This window comes from Pigmentiphaga litoralis (assembly GCF_048632615.1).
In the GTDB taxonomy this organism is placed as follows: domain Bacteria; phylum Pseudomonadota; class Gammaproteobacteria; order Burkholderiales; family Burkholderiaceae_B; genus Pigmentiphaga; species Pigmentiphaga litoralis_B.
Map to the genome: position 1 here is coordinate 114230 of NZ_CP184479.1, position 16775 is coordinate 131004.

Sequence of the window (16775 nt, forward strand, 5' to 3'; positions counted from 1 at the left end):
GTCGCCAGCGCCGCAGGCACACCTGGCCGGACCAGCGATCCTTGAACGCTCAATAAAAAACCGGCCGGTCCTGTTGTTACAGGAACCGGCCGGCTTTCACCCAGCCTTCAATACCACGGCCAATCTTACGACCAGTCGCGCGCTTCGAAATTCTTGTTGATCCGCAGGGCCAGCAGCGTGCACGCCGCGCCGGACAGCAGATAGGCGCTCAAATAAGCCAGGCCGTAGTTGGCCGACAGACCCAAGGCCACCACCGGCGCAAATGCGGCGCCGATCAGCCAGGCAAAGTCCGACGTCAGGGCCGCACCCGTGTAACGGAAGCGCGGCAGGAAGTTCGCCGTGACGGTACCCGACGACTGGCCATACGACACACCCAGCAGGGCAAAGCCAATCAGGATGAACGCATCTTGCGCCAGCGGGCTGCCGTCGATCAGCCACGGTGCGAACACCGCGAAGATACCGATCACCACGGCCAGGATACCCAGCGTGGTGCGGCGGCCGATGCGGTCGGCGATCAAGCCCGATGCAATCGTTGCGCCAATGCCCACAAAGGCGCCAATGACCTGAACGAACAGCACGTCGGTGATGGATTGCGACGAGCGCAGTGCGATCCACGACAGCGGGAACACGGTCACCAGGTGGAACAGCGCGTAGCTGGCCAGGGCGGCAAATGCGCCGATGAAGAGGTTGTAACCCTGGGCCTGGACCAGTTCGACGACGGGCACGGGTTCCAGTTCGCCTTCTTCCATCAACTGCGTGTATTCCTGCGTCAGGACCAGGCGCAGACGGGCGAACAGCGCCACGACGTTGATCGCGAAGGCCACGAAGAAGGGATAACGCCATCCGAAGTCAAGGAAGTCACCCAGCGACAGTTCGGCGTACAAATACAGGAACAAGGCGCTGGCGATCATGAAACCAACCGGCGCGCCCAGCTGTCCGAGCATGGAATACCAGCCGCGGCGGTTTGCGGGTGCATTCAGGGCCAGCAGCGACGGCAGGCCGTCCCATGAACCACCGAAGGCCACGCCCTGCAGCACACGGAAGATCGCCAGCAGGATGATCGAGGCGCTGCCCAGCGAGGCATAACCCGGCAAGAAGGCCATGCCGCAGGTAGCGGTGCCCAGCAGGAACAAAGCGGCCGTCAGTTTGGCGCTTCGGCCCCATCGCCTTTGAATCGCCATGAATAGCGCGGTACCGATAGGACGGGCCACGAACGCGAACGAGAAGATCACGAACGAATACAGGGTGCCTTCCAGGCGTTCTTCAAACGGAAAGAACACGGTGGGGAACACCAGCACGCAAGCGATGCCAAATACAAAGAAGTCGAAATATTCGGATGCCCGGCCGATGATCACGCCGATGGCGATTTCACCTGGGGCAACCTTGGAGTGGCTGGTGGTGACCAGCCGGGCGTCGTTCTCCAGTTGAGAGGAGTGCGGCTCTGCGTGGTGCTCATGAGTGGTGCTGGACATCGTGCTTGCTCAGTGATTCGGAATGAGATTGCGCCAATATTGCGCGAACGGCCGTAGGATCGCATTGTCTGCCCTGGGCCGCCATAGGACAAAATGTCCAATTCCGGCCATGCGCGGGTAAGCGTACATTTTGCATCCTTTCCCAAGGTACGTTTTCGTCAATCCGGCAATGCCCACCCTCAAGAAATTTCGCGGACTGCTCTTGCTCCCCGCCGTCGCCATGTTGGCGGGCTGCAACGCGGTACTGCTCTCCCCTCCGGCGACATCGCCGCCCAGCAACGCGATCTGATCATCTACTCAACGGTGTTGATGCTGATCATTATCGTGCCTGTCATCGTACTGACTTTGTTGTTCGCATGGCGATACCGTGCCTCCAACAAAGAAGCGACGTACGAGCCGGACTGGGATCACTCCACCCTGCTCGAGCTGCTGATCTGGGCTGCTCCGCTGCTCATCATCATCGCGCTCGGCGCGCTGACCTGGGTCAGCACGCACAAGCTGGACCCCTATCGCCCGCTGGATCGGGTCAGCGCCACGCGCGAACTGCCGGCGAACGTCAAGCCGCTGGTGGTCGAAGTGGTGGCCCTGGACTGGAAGTGGCTGTTCCTGTACCCGGAACAAGGCATTGCCACGATCAACGAAATGGCGGCGCCGGTGGATCGGCCCATTATGTTCAAGATCACGTCGTCGACGGTCATGAATTCGTTCTTCATCCCTGCCCTGGCCGGCCAAATCTACGCCATGCCGGGCATGGAAACGAAGCTGCACGCGGTGATCAACCACCCTGGCGACTACGAAGGCTTCTCGGCCAACTTCAGCGGCGCGGGCTTCTCGGGCATGCGTTTCCGCTTCCACGGCGTCAGCGAAGGCGACTTCGACAAGTGGGTCGCCAAGGCCAAGTCCGAAGCGGGCAATGACAGCGAACTGACGCGCGATGCGTACCTGAAGCTCGAACAGCCCAGCGAACGGGATCCGGTCAAGTATTTCGCCTCGGTGGCCCCCGGCCTGTATGACGCGATCGTGAACCGTTGCGTCGAAGCCAACCGCATGTGCATGAAGGACATGATGGCCGTTGACCAGCGCGGCGGCCTCGGGATGGCCGGTGCGTACAACGTCGCCAAGCTCGACACCGCGTCGCGCAAGCGCCTGGGTATCGACGACAGCAAGGCCAAGACGTATGTCGGCGCCATGTGCACCCCGACCGACCTGTCGGGCTCCGCGAACGCGAGCGTGCCCCTGTGACCGATCGTCTTCCTGTAATTCTCTCCCGCGCTTTCCGCATCGGTACCCAAGATGTCTGAACACCTCGATCTCACCAAGCTATTACTCGGCCGCCTCTCGTGGGAGGCAATCCCCTTCCACGAGCCCATCCTGCTGGTCACCTTCGCCGCCGTGCTGCTGGGCGGCCTGGTGCTCGTGGGCGCGCTGTTCTATTTCAAGCTCTGGACCTACCTCTGGAAAGAGTGGTTCACCAGCATCGACCACAAAAAGATCGGGATCATGTACATGATCCTGGGCATCATCATGCTGCTCCGCGGCTTTGCCGACGCGCTGATGATGCGGGCGCAGCAGGCGATCGCCTTCGGCGACAACGCAGGCTTTCTGCCGCCGCACCACTACGACCAGATCTTCACGGCGCACGGCGTCATCATGATCTTCTTCGTAGCGATGCCGCTGGTGACGGGCCTGATGAACTTCGTGGTGCCGCTGCAGATTGGCGCCCGCGACGTGGCCTTTCCGTTCCTGAACAACTTCAGCTTCTGGATGACCACCAGCGGCGCCGTGCTGCTGATGGCCTCGCTGTTCGTTGGCGAATTCGCCCGTACCGGCTGGCTGGCCTACCCGCCGCTGTCCGGCATCGCGCAAAGCCCGGACGTGGGGGTGGACTACTACATCTGGGCCTTGCAGATCGCGGGGTCGGAACGCTGCTGTCCGGGGTCAACCTGCTGGCGACCATCGTCAAGATGCGCGCGCCCGGCATGGGCATGATGAAGATGCCGATCTTTACGTGGACCGCCTTGTGCACCAACGTGCTGATCGTTGCCGCCTTCCCGGTGCTGACCGCCGTGCTGGCCCTGCTGTCGCTTGACCGTTACGCCGGGTTCAACTTCTTCACGAACGACTTCGGCGGCAATTCGATGATGTACGTGAACCTGATCTGGATCTGGGGTCACCCCGAGGTGTACATCCTGATCCTGCCCTTGTTCGGCGTGTTCTCGGAAGTCGTGTCGACCTTCAGCCGCAAGCGCCTGTTCGGGTATGCATCGATGGTGTACGCCACCGTCGTGATTACCGTGCTGTCCTACCTGGTCTGGCTGCATCACTTCTTCACGATGGGGTCGGGTGCAAGCGTGAACTCGTTCTTCGGGATCACGACGATGATCATATCGATCCCGACCGGGGCGAAGATCTTCAACTGGCTGTTCACGATGTACCGTGGCCGCATCAAGTTCGAAGTGCCGATGCTCTGGACGGTGGGTTTCATGGTCACGTTCGTGATCGGCGGCATGACCGGCGTGATGCTGGCCGTTCCCCCGGCCGACTTCGTGCTGCACAACTCGCTGTTCCTGATCGCCCACTTCCACAACGTGATCATCGGCGGCGTGCTGTTCGGCCTGATGGCAGGTATCAACTACTGGTATCCAAAGGCTTTCGGCTACAAGCTCGATCCGTTCTGGGGCAAGTGCTCGTTCTGGTTCTGGCTGATCGGTTTCTGGGTCGCATTCGCACCGCTGTACGTGCTGGGCTTCATGGGCGTCACGCGCCGCATGAGCCACTTCACGGATCCGTCGCTGCAGATCTGGTTCCAGATCGCTGCCGTGGGCGCGGTGCTGATCGCGCTGGGTATCGCCAGCTTCCTGATCCAGCTGGTGGTCAGCTTCCGCAACCGTGAAGCGCTGCGCGACCACACGGGCGACCCATGGGATGGCCGTACGCTGGAGTGGGCGACCTCGTCTCCCCCGCCTGCCTACAACTTCGCGTTCACCCCGCAGATCCATGAAGGCGACGCGTGGTGGCAGATGAAGCAGCGCAACTACAAGCGCCCTTCCGAAGGCTTTACGGCGATCCATATGCCGAAGAACACCGGCGCGGGCATCATCCTCGCGGGTATCTCGACGGTGCTGGGCTTCGCGTTGATCTGGCACATGTGGCTGCTGGCCGGCATTTCGTTCGCCGCCCTGATGATCGTGACGATCGTCCACACCTTCAACTACAAGCGCGACTATTACATTCCCGCCGAAGACGTCCTGCGCGTCGAGACGGAACGCACCCGACTGCTGGCCCAATATGTCTAATTCACACGCTATCCCTGCGACCGGCGACGCAAGTTCGCCGGACAACCTGCGGTTCTACGTGCCAGGCGAGCACCACGTCGAAAACGCCACCGGGTTGGGCTTCTGGCTCTACCTGATGAGCGACTGCCTGATCTTCGCGTGTCTGTTTGCCGTGCACGGCGTGCTGGGCCGCAGCTACGCGGCCGGCCCGTCGGGCGCCGACCTGTTCGACCTGCCGCTGGTGGCGATCAACACGTCGATGCTGCTGCTGTCGTCGATCACCTATGGCTTTGCCATGATCGAAATGCGCCGCAAGCGCATCAATGCCGTGCTGGGCTGGCTGGCGCTGACCGGCCTGCTGGGCGCGGTCTTCATCGGCCTCGAACTGTATGAATTCGCGCACCTGATCCACGAAGGCGCGACGCCGCAACGCAGCGCGTTCCTGTCGTCGTTCTTCACCCTGGTGGGCACGCACGGCCTGCACGTCACGTTCGGCATCATCTGGCTGGTCACGTTGATGGTCCAGGTCAAGCGTCATGGCCTGATCGCGGAAAACCGCCGTCGCCTGGCCTGCCTGTCGATGTTCTGGCACTTTCTGGACGTGGTCTGGATCGGCGTGTTCACCTTTGTCTATCTGATGGGAGTGCTGCCGTGAGCGCGGACACCAATACCCTGCATGCGCACCACCACGCGCATGGCCACGATGATGGCCATCACGGTCACGATGATCACGATCATGATCACGGCGATGGCGCAAGCCACGGCACTTTCCGGGAATACATGACCGGTTTCGTGCTGGCCGTGATCCTGACGGTGATTCCGTTCTGGATCGTCATGACGGGCCAGTTCCAGGATTCGGGCACCACCGCCCTGGTCATCCTGGGCTTTGCCGCCGTGCAGATCGTGGTGCACATGGTCTACTTCCTGCACATGAACGCCCGCTCCGAAGGTGGGTGGACCATGCTGGCGCTGATCTTCACCATTGTCCTTGTCGTGATTACCCTGGCCGGTTCCATCTGGGTGATGTTCCATCTGAACACCAACATGATGCCGAACATGCTGCACGACATGAACAACATGCCCTGATCTTGACCGACCCGCAACACACGCCCTCCGCCGGCCCGACTCCTGGGCCGGCACCCGCCGCCCCGTCGGGCCCCGCCCGGCGGCGCGCGCGATCCTTTACCTTCCTCGTCACTCTCTCCCTTCTTGCTGCGCTTCTTGCCGGTGGCTTTGCCGCGCTTGGCACCTGGCAGGTCTATCGGCGCGCCTGGAAGCTTGATCTGATCGAGCGGGTGGACCAGCGGGTGCATGCGCCCGCGGTCACGGCACCCGGCAAGGACCGTTGGCCGGCCGTCAACAAGGCGGACGACGAATACCGCCACGTCGAAGTCCGCGGACAGTTCAAGCACGGCAGCGAAAGTTTCGTGCAGGCCGTGACTGAGGCCGGCAGCGGCTTCTGGGTCATGACACCCTTGCAGCGCGATGACGGCACGACCGTCCTGATCAATCGCGGCTTTGTATCGCCTGAACGACGGGACCGCGCCACCCGTGGCGCCGAACCGTCGGGCGACGTAGTGGTGACCGGCCTGCTGCGCATGACCGAACCCAAGGGCGGCTTTCTGCGCGACAACGATCCCGCCGGCGATCGCTGGTTCTCGCGCGATGTGCAGGCCATTGCCGCGGCGCGCGGTCTCAGCAACGTGGCCCCCTACTTCATCGACGCCGCGGCCACGCCACCGGGCGTCAATGGCGAACGGTCCTGGCCGATCGGCGGGCTGACCGTCATCCGTTTCCCGAACAGCCATCTGGTTTATGCACTGACGTGGTACGGCCTGATGCTGATGGTCATCTTTGCAGCCTGGTACGTGGCCCGGGACGAACGTCGCCTGCGCCAGCAGCAGGAACCGCTTACACTTCGCGCGAACGGAGAACGCGAAGATGCCCGACTTTCCGACTGACACAGTCACCCTGCTGCAAAGCCCCCAGCCGCCCGTCATGCGCCGCGGCATGAACGACACCACCGGACGCAAGAACATGCAGCAGCTCATCGAGCTGCGCTGGATCGCCGCGCTCGGCCAGTTCGCCACCATCCTGGTCGTTCATTTCGGCTTCGACATCCCGCTGCCGCTCAAGCCCATGTTGTGGCTGCTTGGCGGACTGGTGATCTTCAATGCCATCAGTGTGCTGCGGCTGCGCACGCATCCTGAAGTCACCAACGCCGAATTGCTGGTGGCCGTGCTGGTCGACGTCGCCATGCTGACGGGCCAGCTGTATTTAAGCGGCGGCGCCACCAACCCCTTCGTCTTTCTGTATCTGCTGCAGGTCACGCTGGCCGCCGTGCTGCTCGAGGCCTGGTCGACCTGGACCATCGTGGCAATTACCGGCGCATGTTTCGCGGGCCTGGCCCTGTTCGGCCGCCCGCTCGCCCTGCCCCTGGACCATGACCGGGGCCTGTGGAGCCCGTACATCCAGGGGATGCTGCTCTGCTTTGCGCTGAACGCCGCCCTGCTGGTGGTGTTCATCAGCCGGATCAGCGCCAACCTGCGCGCCCGCGACGCCCGGCTGGCCGACTTGCGCCAACGCGCGGCCGAAGAAGAGCACATCGTACGCATGGGCTTGCTTGCATCGGGCGCCGCGCACGAACTGGGGACCCCGTTGGCGACCCTGTCGGTCATCCTGGGCGACTGGGCGCACCTGCCGTCCTTCACGTCCGAACCGGACATGCTGCAGGAGATCGAAGAGATGCAGGCGCAGGTCTTGCGCTGCAAGTCCATCGTCAGCGGCATTTTGTTGTCCGCCGGCGAAGCACGGGGCGATTCGCCTTCTGAAACCACCATGCGCACCTTCCTGGACAATCTTGTGGATGAGTGGAAGGTGACGCGGTCGGTGTCATCGGTGGACTATCGCAACCGGTTTGGCGATGACCTGAGGATCGTGTCGGACTCGGCCATCAAACAGATGGTCTGCAATGTGCTGGATAATGCCCTGGAGGCCTCGCCTACCTGGGTGGGTCTGGAAGCGGCGCGCGACGACAACCTGTTGCGCCTGACCGTGACCGATCGCGGACCGGGATTTGCGCCGGGCATACTGCAACGGCTCGGCACGCCCTACCAGTCGACCAAGGGCCGGCCGGGTGGCGGGCTGGGACTGTTCCTGGTGGTCAACGTGGCCCGCACCCTGGGCGGCAGCGTCGACGCGGGCAACCGTGCCGACGGCGGCGCGTTCGTGACCGTGACCCTGCCGCTTGCGGCCATTACGCTGGACGAAGAGGAAGAAGGCATCGATGCCGATTGACGACGACGCACCCGACACCGCCATCAGCGATCGCACCCTGCTGATCGTCGAAGACGACGCCGCGTTCGCCCGCACGCTGGGTCGGTCGTTCGAGCGGCGCGACTACACGGTCCTGCACGCCGCCAGCCTGGAAGACGTCATCGCCCTGCTGCCCCACCATTCACCCGGCTATGCGGTGGTCGACCTGAAATTGAAGGGTGAAGCGTCGGGGCTGGCTTGCGTGCAGGCCCTGCATGCCCATGACCCGGACATGTTGATCGTGGTGCTGACCGGATTTGCCAGCATCGCGACCGCGGTCGAGGCAATCAAGCTGGGCGCCTGTCATTACCTGGCCAAGCCATCGAACACCGATGACATCGAGGCTGCGTTCGAACGCGCCGAAGGCAATATCGAGGTCGAGTTGACCGGCAGGACCACGTCGATCAAGACGCTGGAATGGGAAAAGATCCACGAAACCCTGGCCGAGACGGGTTTCAATATTTCCGAGACGGCGCGCCGGTTGGGGATGCATCGGCGGACCCTGGCCCGAAAGCTCGGAAAGCAGCAGGTGAAGTAGCCAGGCCGCCTGGTTGAATTCGACCGCAAGAAACGCGCTGCTCCTGGCAGCGTCCGGTCGTACAGTGCGTGCATTGACCTTTCGGTGAATCCGCCATGACTTCCACTCTCTTGCCTGATGTGTGTGATGCCGTCGATGCGGCAACGGGCGGCTACGCCAGTGACGAGTCGCGATGGCGCGCCGTCATCACACGCGATCGCGCGGCTGACGCATTTTTTGTCGTTGCCGTGCGCACGACGGGTATCTACGGCCGGCCAAGTTCATCGGCGCGTATCCCGCGCCGCGACAACGTCCAGTTCTTTGACACCCCCGCGGCCGCCGAAGCCGCCGGCTACCGGCCCAGCCGCCGCGCAAGCGCAGACGGCACCCAGGCGGCACGGCGGCGTTCGCAGCTGGTTGCGCAAACCTGCCGCGCCATTGAACGGGCGGACACGCCGCCTTCCCTGGCGGACCTGGCTGCAGACGCCGGCATCAGCAGCTTTCATCTGCACCGTCTGTTCAAACAGGAAACCGGCCTGACGCCCAAGGCCTACGCCACGGCATTCCGCGCACAGCGCGTGCGCGAACAACTGGGCGCAACGCCGACGGTCACCCAGGCCATCTACGACGCGGGCTTCAATTCGCACAGCCGCTTCTATCAGGAATCGGACAGCCGGCTGGGAATGCCTCCGCGCGCATTCCGCGCGGGCGGCGCCGACGCAGACATCCGTTTCGCGATTGGGCAGACCAGCCTGGGCGCCGTCCTGGTTGCGGGAAGCCCGCGCGGCATCTGTGCCATCCTGCTCGGAGATGATCCGGAAACCTTGCTGCGCGATCTTCAGGACCAGTTTCCGAAAGCCAGGCTGCTGGGCGCGGACCCGGCGTTCGAGCAATGGGTGGCGCAAGTCGTCGGACTGGTCGACGCTCCGGGGCTGGGAACGGATCTGCCGCTGGAGGTGCGCGGCACGGCTTTCCAGGAACGGGTGTGGCGCGCGTTGCGAGAGATCCCAGCTGGCACGACGATCAGCTATACCGAACTGGCGTCGCGCATCGGATCCCCCGCGTCGGTGCGTGCCGTCGCGCAGGCGTGCGGGGCGAACCGGCTGGCAGTCGCCATTCCGTGCCATCGCGTGGTGCGGATCGGGGGCGAGCTTGCCGGGTATCGCTGGGGGTGGATCGCAAGCGGGAACTGTTGCGCAGGGAAGCGCAAATCGATGGCCCCGGGGGCGATGGATCGGCCAGCGCCGCATCCATAACAGACGGTAAGGCGCGCACAGCGGGCGGAAAATAACCCCGCAACAGGTTGCGCGCCGCAACGCCCGTGCACACGGTCTGTCATCAATCTGCCGGTAGGTCCAATGTTATTATCCTACAAAGGAGACCAGCATGGCCACGGCACTCGATGTCCACCCCCGCAGCGAACCCAATCTGACCGACCGCATTGCGCAGCGGCTGATGGACGAGATCACCGGTGGGCAGTATCAGATTGGTGACGTGCTCCCGCCCGAGCAGGCCATTGCCGACCGGTACGGGGTGTCGCGCACCGTCTTGCGCGAGGCCGTCTCCCGCCTGAAATCGGAAGGCATCGTGTCCAGCAAGCAGGGCCGCGGTCTGCAGGTCATCGCCAATTCCCCCTATCCATATTGCGGATCCCCGCCGCCGATCTGAACGACACCGCGCAGATCCTGGGTATCGTCGAACTGCGGCGCGGCGTGGAAATCGAGGCCGCCGCCCTTGCGGCTGAACGCCGTACGCAAACCGACCTGATCGACATGCGCGCCGCGCTCGACGCGATGGCCGAAGCCATCGCTACCGGCGACGTGGCGCTGGGCGCCGAGGCCGACCTGGGCTTTCACCGCGCCATTGCGCGCGCAACGCGCAACGAGAACTACATCATGTTCTTCGACTTCATGGCAGTGCTGCTGCGCAAGAACGTCGAGCTCTCGCGCCGAAGGTCGTCGAAGGTGTCGGGCCGGGGCGCGCAGGCACAAAAAGAACATGCCAAGGTGTTTGCCGCGATCGAAAAAGGTGACCCCGACATGGCGCGGCAGTTCGCGCGCATTCATGTGGTGAACACTGAAGCCCGGCTGCGCTCGCTCGTCCCAGAAAGAACCGGGCGATAAGTCGCGCCTGGTACGGCCGCCCGGACGGAGATGCCCTGTTTGCAGGCGGGTTGATCGAATGCGCGCAGCGCAAGCGGCACCCTGGCCCGGCTGTATGGCCAATGCCTGATCGAACTGCTCCCTTCGCTTAGGGCTCACGGCTTCGCCAGAATGGATGAGTCAGGCGCAAAGCTTGCTGGCATCTCGACCAGCAGCGCGAACCCTTGGTAACCGCACGCCGATGCAACGCGCTGCGACGCAGATTTTCTTTCGCTCGCGAGGCGTCCGATGGTTTACCGATGAGTAGCACTTCCCACCCCGATTCCCCCGGACGCGCCGGCATGAACCGCGAGCTGCTGCGCGACCTGTGGTCTGCGATCTGGAAGTTCCGCTTTCAGACCCTGACCGCCACGGCACTGATGGTCGCTGCCAAACTGGCCGGCGTATCGGTTCCGCTGGTCTTGCGCAACATCATTGACGACCTGGCGCATCCGGCCCAGCTAGCGCTCTTCCCCGTATTCCTGGTCCTGGCGTATGCCCTGCTCCGCTTCCTGTCGGATGCGTTGAGCGAAGCGCGCGATGTCGTCTTCAGCATCGTGACGCAACGCACGGTGGCAGCCTTTACGTCGCGGACGTTCACACGCTTGCATGCGCTTGGCGCGCGTTTCCATGCCAGGCGCGAAACGGGCGCGATCGTGCGCGATGTGCAGAAAGGATCGAACGGCATTGCGTTCCTGCTGGGCGTGGCGCTGTTCACGATTCTGCCGGCACTGGTCGAGATCGGCAGCATCGTTGTCATCATGGCAAGCAACTACACGATGGGTTTCATCGTGGCCATTTTCGCGACCTTCATCAGCTATGCCGTGTGGACCCAGATCTTCACGCGCCGTCGCATGCGGATTCAACGCGAGGTCAACAGTCTGGAGTCGCAGTCCGATAGTCGTATCGTCGACAGCCTGCTCAATCACGACACGGTCAAATACTTTGCGTCTGAAGATACCGAGACCGCGCGGCTCAATCAGGTGCTGGAAAAGTGGGTGAACGCGCGACAGCGCAATCAACGCGCCCTGACTACGCTGCATGTCGGGCAGAGCGCGATCATTGCCGCGGGCATTACCGCGGTCATGTTGCTGGCGGTCCAGCACGTGGCGGTGGGCCGCATGACGGTGGGCGACCTGGTGCTGGTCAACGCCTACATTCTGCAGGTCTGCATGCCTTTGAACACCCTGGGCTTCGTGTTCCGCGAGACCAATGATGCGATCGTGAACGTGGAACGCATGTTTGCAATCCTGCGCGCAGAGGGCAAACCGGGCGAGGACGTCGATCGGCCCGATGCGCAAGCGCTGCGCGCGGCAACGGGCGACATCGTGTTCGACCACGTGCATTTCGGGTATGACCCGACCCGGCCCATCCTGCATGACGTCAGCTTCCGCGCCTATTCCGGGAAAACGATTGCGGTGGTGGGAGGCAGCGGTTCGGGCAAGTCGACGCTGGTCAAGCTGTTGTTCCGCCTGTACGAGCCGACCAGCGGCACCGTCAGCATCGATGGCCAGGACTTGCGGGATGTCACCCAGCGCAGCCTGCGGCAGGCCATTGGCATCGTGCCGCAGGACACCATTCTGTTCAACGACACCATCGCCTACAACATTGCCTATGGCACGCCTTCCGCGACGCGGGCGGACGTGGTGCGGGCGGCGCGCGCGGCGCAGCTGGATGAATTCATCGAGCGGTTGCCGGATCATTACGACACGCGCGTGGGGGAACGGGGCGTGCGGCTGTCTGGCGGCGAGCGCCAGCGTATCGCCATCGCGCGCGCGATCCTGAAAGACCCGCGCGTGATCGTGTTCGACGAGGCTACGTCCGCGCTGGACACGCGGTCCGAACGGGCGATCCAGAACGAGCTGCATCGGCTGGCGCACGGGCGCACGTCGATCGTGATTGCGCACAGGCTGTCGACCGTCGTGGACGCGGACTGGATCCTGGTCATGGAGCATGGCCGCGTGGTCGAACAAGGCACGCATGACGAACTGATCGCACAGGGCGGCGTGTACACACAGATGTGGACCCTGCAACGCCAGCAAGGCGAACTGGAGCATACGCAGCGCAAGCTGTCGGGCGAAGCCGTGGCGCTGGACGAACTGACGCAAGGTGTTGCCGAGGTGCTGCAGGAACAGTTGGCGGACCGGCACGTGGACCTGCATACCGTCGTGACGGATCCGGAACTCGGGACGACCGCCAACCGCGCGGACCTGCGCGATGCGATTGCAACGATCGCGCGCAGCGAGATCATGCAGGCCTCGCCCGGCGACCGGATCGAACTGCGGCTGGAGCGGCAGGACAACAAGGCGCTGCTCAGCATTGTGGGGTCAGGCAGCGAGCTGCCCCGGCTGTCGGCCAAGGCGGCGGACGATGCACAGTCCACGCTGGCGGCCTTTGGCGGCAGCCTGACGCTGATGCAGATCGATGGCCGCGCGGCGTATGCCGCCGTGCTGCCCCTGCGGCCGGTCATGGACCCACCGCCGGCCGATCTTGCGGCGGTCACGGCGCCCGAGTCGGACCTGGACCTGGACCTGCCCCTGGACGACACCGTGCGCGTGGCCACTGCTCCGGTGGTAAACCGGGAGCCCTTGCTGGGCTGTTCCTTGCTGATCGTCGATGACGAAGAAGAGTCGCGCGATGCGCTGGAGCTGCTGTTGGGCGACTTCGGCGCCGAAGTGCACCTGGCGGCGTCCCCGCGCGAGGCGCTGGACTTCCTTGACGCGCGCCCGCACACCCGATGGCCTACTACCCTGCTGTGCGACATCATGCTGGATGACGATGCCGACGGGTACGACGTGCTGCGCGAGATCCGGGAGCGCGAAACCGCGATGGGAGTTCCGCGCGAGGACCGCATGCAGGCCATTGCCATGACGGGGTTTGCCGACGCGGACCATCATGAACGCGCGCTGGTGGCCGGCTTCAAGGCCAGCCTGACCAAACCCGCGCCGCTGGAACGGATGATCGAGGAAATCCTGCGGGTCACCCCGCCCAGTCCCTATTACACGGAAGGAAGGCCGGGCTGAACACGTTGACGTTCGCATCCATGATGCCAAGGCGCCGGCCCCTGCCCGGTCACAGCGCGCACATCGCCCTGGCCGTCCTGACCACCGCCTGCACGAACGGCGCAACGGCCGGCGGCAGTTCCCGGCCCTTGCGTACGATCCGGTAAAAGGCCAGATCGACCAGCGGCGCCTGCAGGCGCGCGACTTCGACGCCGAAACGCAAGGCGACGGGCAGCGCAAAGGAAGGCACGATGCCGACCCCAAAACCGCGCGCCGCCATCGCGATGATCAATTGCATGCTGTGGTAGGTCGGCCGTTCTTCATTGGCGCGGCCGATCTGCGCCAGTTGGGCATCGATCAGCATCTGCGTGGTATCGGTGGCGGGCGCCGCCAGGATGGGCAGATCAGGCAACTGCTTCCAGCGCGTGCGCGGCAGTGCGTCCCCTGCCCGATGCGTCAGCGTCAGGCGCCCGGGCTGCGCCACGCACAGCAGGTGGCAATTGAACAGGGCGACACGGTCGATGCCGGCAGCCGGATTCAGGAAGGATCCAAAGCCCACGTCCACCTCGCCGCTCTCGATCATCGTGGGCATCTGCTCCTTGTTGACGTCGTGCAGCCTGACGGTCACGTCGGGGTGCTCCTTGGCGAAGTCCTCGCACACCTCCGGAAAAAAGCTTGACGCCACCACGGGCGACACGGCGACCGACAGTTGCCGCCTTGCCGCTGCCGCCGTGTTACCCATGCGCAGCGCCGCGAAGTTCAGCTCACTGAGCATCCGCTCGGCGCTTGGGACCAATTGCGCGCCTTCGGGTGTCAGCGTGACCACGCGGGTGGTGCGATCGAACAGACGGCATCCAAACTGGGTTTCCAGATCACGCATAATGGCGCTCAGGCCCGCCTGGGTGATGTGCAGCTGTTCGGCCGCCCGCGTAAAGCTGCGCAGCCGGGCAAGCGTCAGAAAACAGCGCAGCTGGCGTGCGGAAACGTTCATAACTGCTGCTTGTAAATCCATAAGATAGTGTGACTTTACTTGTCGCGGTGCGGCTCGTCTAATCGCACGCATCCGATGGCTTTCATCCAACTGACCAGGTCGAGCCGCATGCCGACAACCGAACTTTCTACCGAAGCCGCCGCGGCGTTCGTCTACGCCGAAGCGCTCTGCCTCGATGAGCAGCGATGGCAGGACTGGCTGGCCATGTACGCCGACGACGCGGTGTACTGGATCCCCAGTTGGAAAGATGATCACCTGACGACGCAAGATCCGGCCACCGAGGTGTCCTTCATGCACGCGGCCGGACGGACCCGCCTGGAAGAGCGCGTCAAGCGGGCCAGCGGCACCAAGTCCATTGCGTCGATGCCCTTGCCTCGCACGCTGCATTGCATCAGCAACGTCATGGTGTCGTCGCCCGCCGACCGCGCCGAGATGGGCGCAGCGCCATCCCGCCCGGTCCAATGGCGCGTTCGATCCAACTGCGTGACCCAGATCTACGACCTGCGCAACGACGGCCTGAAAGTAATGGCGTGCCGATATGACCATCTGCTGACAGAGGTGGACGGCGCGCTGCGCATTGCCCGCAAGAAGATTGTGTTGATCAACGATAACGTCCCGACCGTGCTGGACTTCTACTGCGTCTGACGCGCCAGGAACTACGATGACCGACTCCCGTACCCCTTCCTCCGATGCCTCGCCCGACACCCGCGCCGACATTGACATCGATGGACTGCTCGATGACCGGGCCGACGAGCAGATCTTTCGTGTCCATCGCGATGCCTACATTGATCCGCATGTGTTCGAACGGGAACAGCAGGCCATCTTCGAATCCACCTGGGTTTTCGTCGGACTGGAAAGCCAGCTTCCCCGGCCTCACGACTTCTTTACCGCCACCCTGGGGCGGCAACCGGTGATCGTCAGTCGCAATGGCGATGGCGACATCCGCTGCCTGCTCAACTCCTGCCGCCACCGGGGCATGGTGGTGTGCCCCCAGCGCAGCGGCAATCGCAAGACGCACACCTGCCGGTATCACGGCTGGGTCTATGGCAGCGGCGGCGAAAACATGTTCGTGACCGACCAGGCGGAAGGCCGTTACCCCGCCTGGTTCGCCAAGGACAACCACGACCTGGTGCCGGTCGCCCGCTTCGGCAGTTACCGCGGCTTCCTGTTCGCGAGCCTGTCGCCCGACGTGCCGCCACTGGAGACGCATCTGGGCGACGCAAGATTTTTCCTGGATTTGATTCTGGATCAGGCGCCACAGGGCCTGGAATACGTGCCGGGCGACATCCGCTATACCTTCAACGCCAACTGGAAGCTGCAGATCGAGAACTCGCTGGACATGTACCACTTTGCGTCCACCCATGCGTCGTATGTCGAACTGCTGGCGCGCCGCAAGCCCGATGCCTTCGCGGGGGCATGCCGCCCTCGCCTGCCGATGCCGCCGAACAGGGCACCTTCAGCTTCGGACGCGGCCATGCGGTCATGTGGCGCGGCAAGAGCCGGGCATCGCCCGAACTGCTGGCGCGCCGCCGCGCCGGATACGTGGGGGACATTACCGAGATTCGCGCGAAATGGGCGGGGTCGGCGCGCAACCTGACCATCTTTCCGAATCTGCAGATCGTTGACAACGTCACCAGTGTCATGCTGCGGGTGATTCACCCGCTGGCGGTCGACAAGACGGAGATGCAGACGCATTGCCTGGCGCCGGTGGGTGAAGACGCGGAGCTGCGCGCCGCCCGTATCCGCGACTACGAGGACTTCTTCAACCCCAGCGGCCTGGCGACGCCCGATGACAACGTCATCTACGAACACAGCCAGGCCGGGTTCAAGGCGATGGCCGCCGGATGGACCGCCGGCCACCTGCGCGGCATCAATCCGGACGGCGCGCCCGCTTCGAACCCGTACGCGCAAGAGCTGGGCTTGACCGACGCGGCATGGAGCCTGGGGTCGCGCGCATTGGGCGACGAGACCTGTTTTCACGACGCCTACCGGGAATGGCGCAGGCTGTTGACGCAACACCGTCCGGGCCAAGCCGCGTAGAACAACGACAACCGCCACGACG

Annotated in this window: 13 protein-coding genes and 3 pseudogenes; 14 read left to right on the forward strand and 2 right to left on the reverse strand. The window is 63.7% G+C overall.

Going from position 1 to position 16775, the window contains the following annotated elements:
* Positions 1-125 precede the first annotated feature (125 nt).
* Positions 126-1472, reverse strand: a complete 1347-nt coding sequence (locus ACNANG_RS00580) for an MFS transporter (protein WP_420225545.1) — start codon at positions 1470-1472, stop codon at positions 126-128.
* A 169-nt stretch (positions 1473-1641) separates the two neighbouring features.
* On the opposite strand from ACNANG_RS00580, the pseudogene cyoA reads away from it, so the two are divergent.
* The 11 genes and pseudogenes from cyoA (at position 1642) to ACNANG_RS00635 (ending at position 13743) form a co-directional block, all read left to right on the forward strand.
* Positions 1642-2714 (forward strand): annotated as a pseudogene (gene cyoA / locus ACNANG_RS00585) (ubiquinol oxidase subunit II).
* Between the two features lie 282 nt (positions 2715-2996).
* A pseudogene (locus ACNANG_RS00590) lies at positions 2997-4768 on the forward strand (cbb3-type cytochrome c oxidase subunit I).
* Complete coding sequence (gene cyoC, locus ACNANG_RS00595; protein WP_420225546.1) at positions 4761-5402, forward strand: cytochrome o ubiquinol oxidase subunit III; 642 nt, start codon at positions 4761-4763, stop codon at positions 5400-5402. The pseudogene ACNANG_RS00590 and the gene cyoC overlap by 8 nt, the downstream one beginning before the upstream one ends.
* The gene (gene cyoD, locus ACNANG_RS00600; RefSeq protein WP_420225547.1) at positions 5399-5833 is read left to right on the forward strand and encodes a cytochrome o ubiquinol oxidase subunit IV; all 435 of its coding nucleotides are present in this window, start codon (positions 5399-5401) and stop codon (positions 5831-5833) included. Before cyoC ends, cyoD begins: the two co-directional genes overlap by 4 nt.
* Positions 5834-5835: 2 nt before the next feature.
* Positions 5836-6708: an SURF1 family protein gene (locus tag ACNANG_RS00605; protein ID WP_420225548.1), complete on the forward strand. Its 873-nt coding sequence runs from the start codon at positions 5836-5838 to the stop codon at positions 6706-6708.
* 37 nt (positions 6709-6745) lie between these two features.
* Positions 6746-8044: an ATP-binding protein gene (locus ACNANG_RS00610; RefSeq protein WP_420227672.1), complete on the forward strand. Its 1299-nt coding sequence runs from the start codon at positions 6746-6748 to the stop codon at positions 8042-8044.
* A complete protein-coding gene (locus ACNANG_RS00615) occupies positions 8034-8600 on the forward strand; it encodes a response regulator transcription factor (protein WP_420225549.1) in 567 nt (188 codons plus the stop codon). Before ACNANG_RS00610 ends, ACNANG_RS00615 begins: the two co-directional genes overlap by 11 nt.
* Positions 8601-8695: 95 nt before the next feature.
* Positions 8696-9870 (forward strand): annotated as a pseudogene (ada, locus tag ACNANG_RS00620) (bifunctional DNA-binding transcriptional regulator/O6-methylguanine-DNA methyltransferase Ada).
* Between the two features lie 95 nt (positions 9871-9965).
* Positions 9966-10247: a FadR/GntR family transcriptional regulator gene (locus ACNANG_RS00625; RefSeq protein WP_420225550.1), complete on the forward strand. Its 282-nt coding sequence runs from the start codon at positions 9966-9968 to the stop codon at positions 10245-10247.
* A complete protein-coding gene (locus tag ACNANG_RS00630) occupies positions 10223-10702 on the forward strand; it encodes a FadR/GntR family transcriptional regulator (protein ID WP_420225551.1) in 480 nt (159 codons plus the stop codon). Before ACNANG_RS00625 ends, ACNANG_RS00630 begins: the two co-directional genes overlap by 25 nt.
* A 278-nt stretch (positions 10703-10980) precedes the next feature.
* Positions 10981-13743: an ATP-binding cassette domain-containing protein gene (locus ACNANG_RS00635; protein WP_420225552.1), complete on the forward strand. Its 2763-nt coding sequence runs from the start codon at positions 10981-10983 to the stop codon at positions 13741-13743.
* Between the two features lie 49 nt (positions 13744-13792).
* Here the strand turns inward: ACNANG_RS00635 and ACNANG_RS00640 are convergent, their stop codons facing one another.
* Positions 13793-14713 (reverse strand): LysR family transcriptional regulator, encoded by a 921-nt coding sequence (locus tag ACNANG_RS00640; RefSeq protein ID WP_420225553.1) that lies wholly within the window; start codon positions 14711-14713, stop codon positions 13793-13795.
* Between the two features lie 108 nt (positions 14714-14821).
* On the opposite strand from ACNANG_RS00640, the gene ACNANG_RS00645 reads away from it, so the two are divergent.
* From ACNANG_RS00645 to ACNANG_RS00655, 3 genes are read left to right on the forward strand one after another with little or no spacing between them, the layout of a single operon-like run.
* Entirely contained in the window at positions 14822-15358 is a 537-nt protein-coding gene (locus ACNANG_RS00645; RefSeq protein ID WP_420225554.1) for an aromatic-ring-hydroxylating dioxygenase subunit beta, read from the forward strand.
* Between the two features lie 16 nt (positions 15359-15374).
* Positions 15375-16310, forward strand: coding sequence for an aromatic ring-hydroxylating oxygenase subunit alpha (locus ACNANG_RS00650; RefSeq protein ID WP_420225555.1), 936 nt, complete (start codon positions 15375-15377; stop codon positions 16308-16310).
* Entirely contained in the window at positions 16196-16753 is a 558-nt protein-coding gene (locus ACNANG_RS00655; protein WP_420225556.1) for an SRPBCC family protein, read from the forward strand. Before ACNANG_RS00650 ends, ACNANG_RS00655 begins: the two co-directional genes overlap by 115 nt.
* Positions 16754-16775 lie beyond the last annotated feature (22 nt).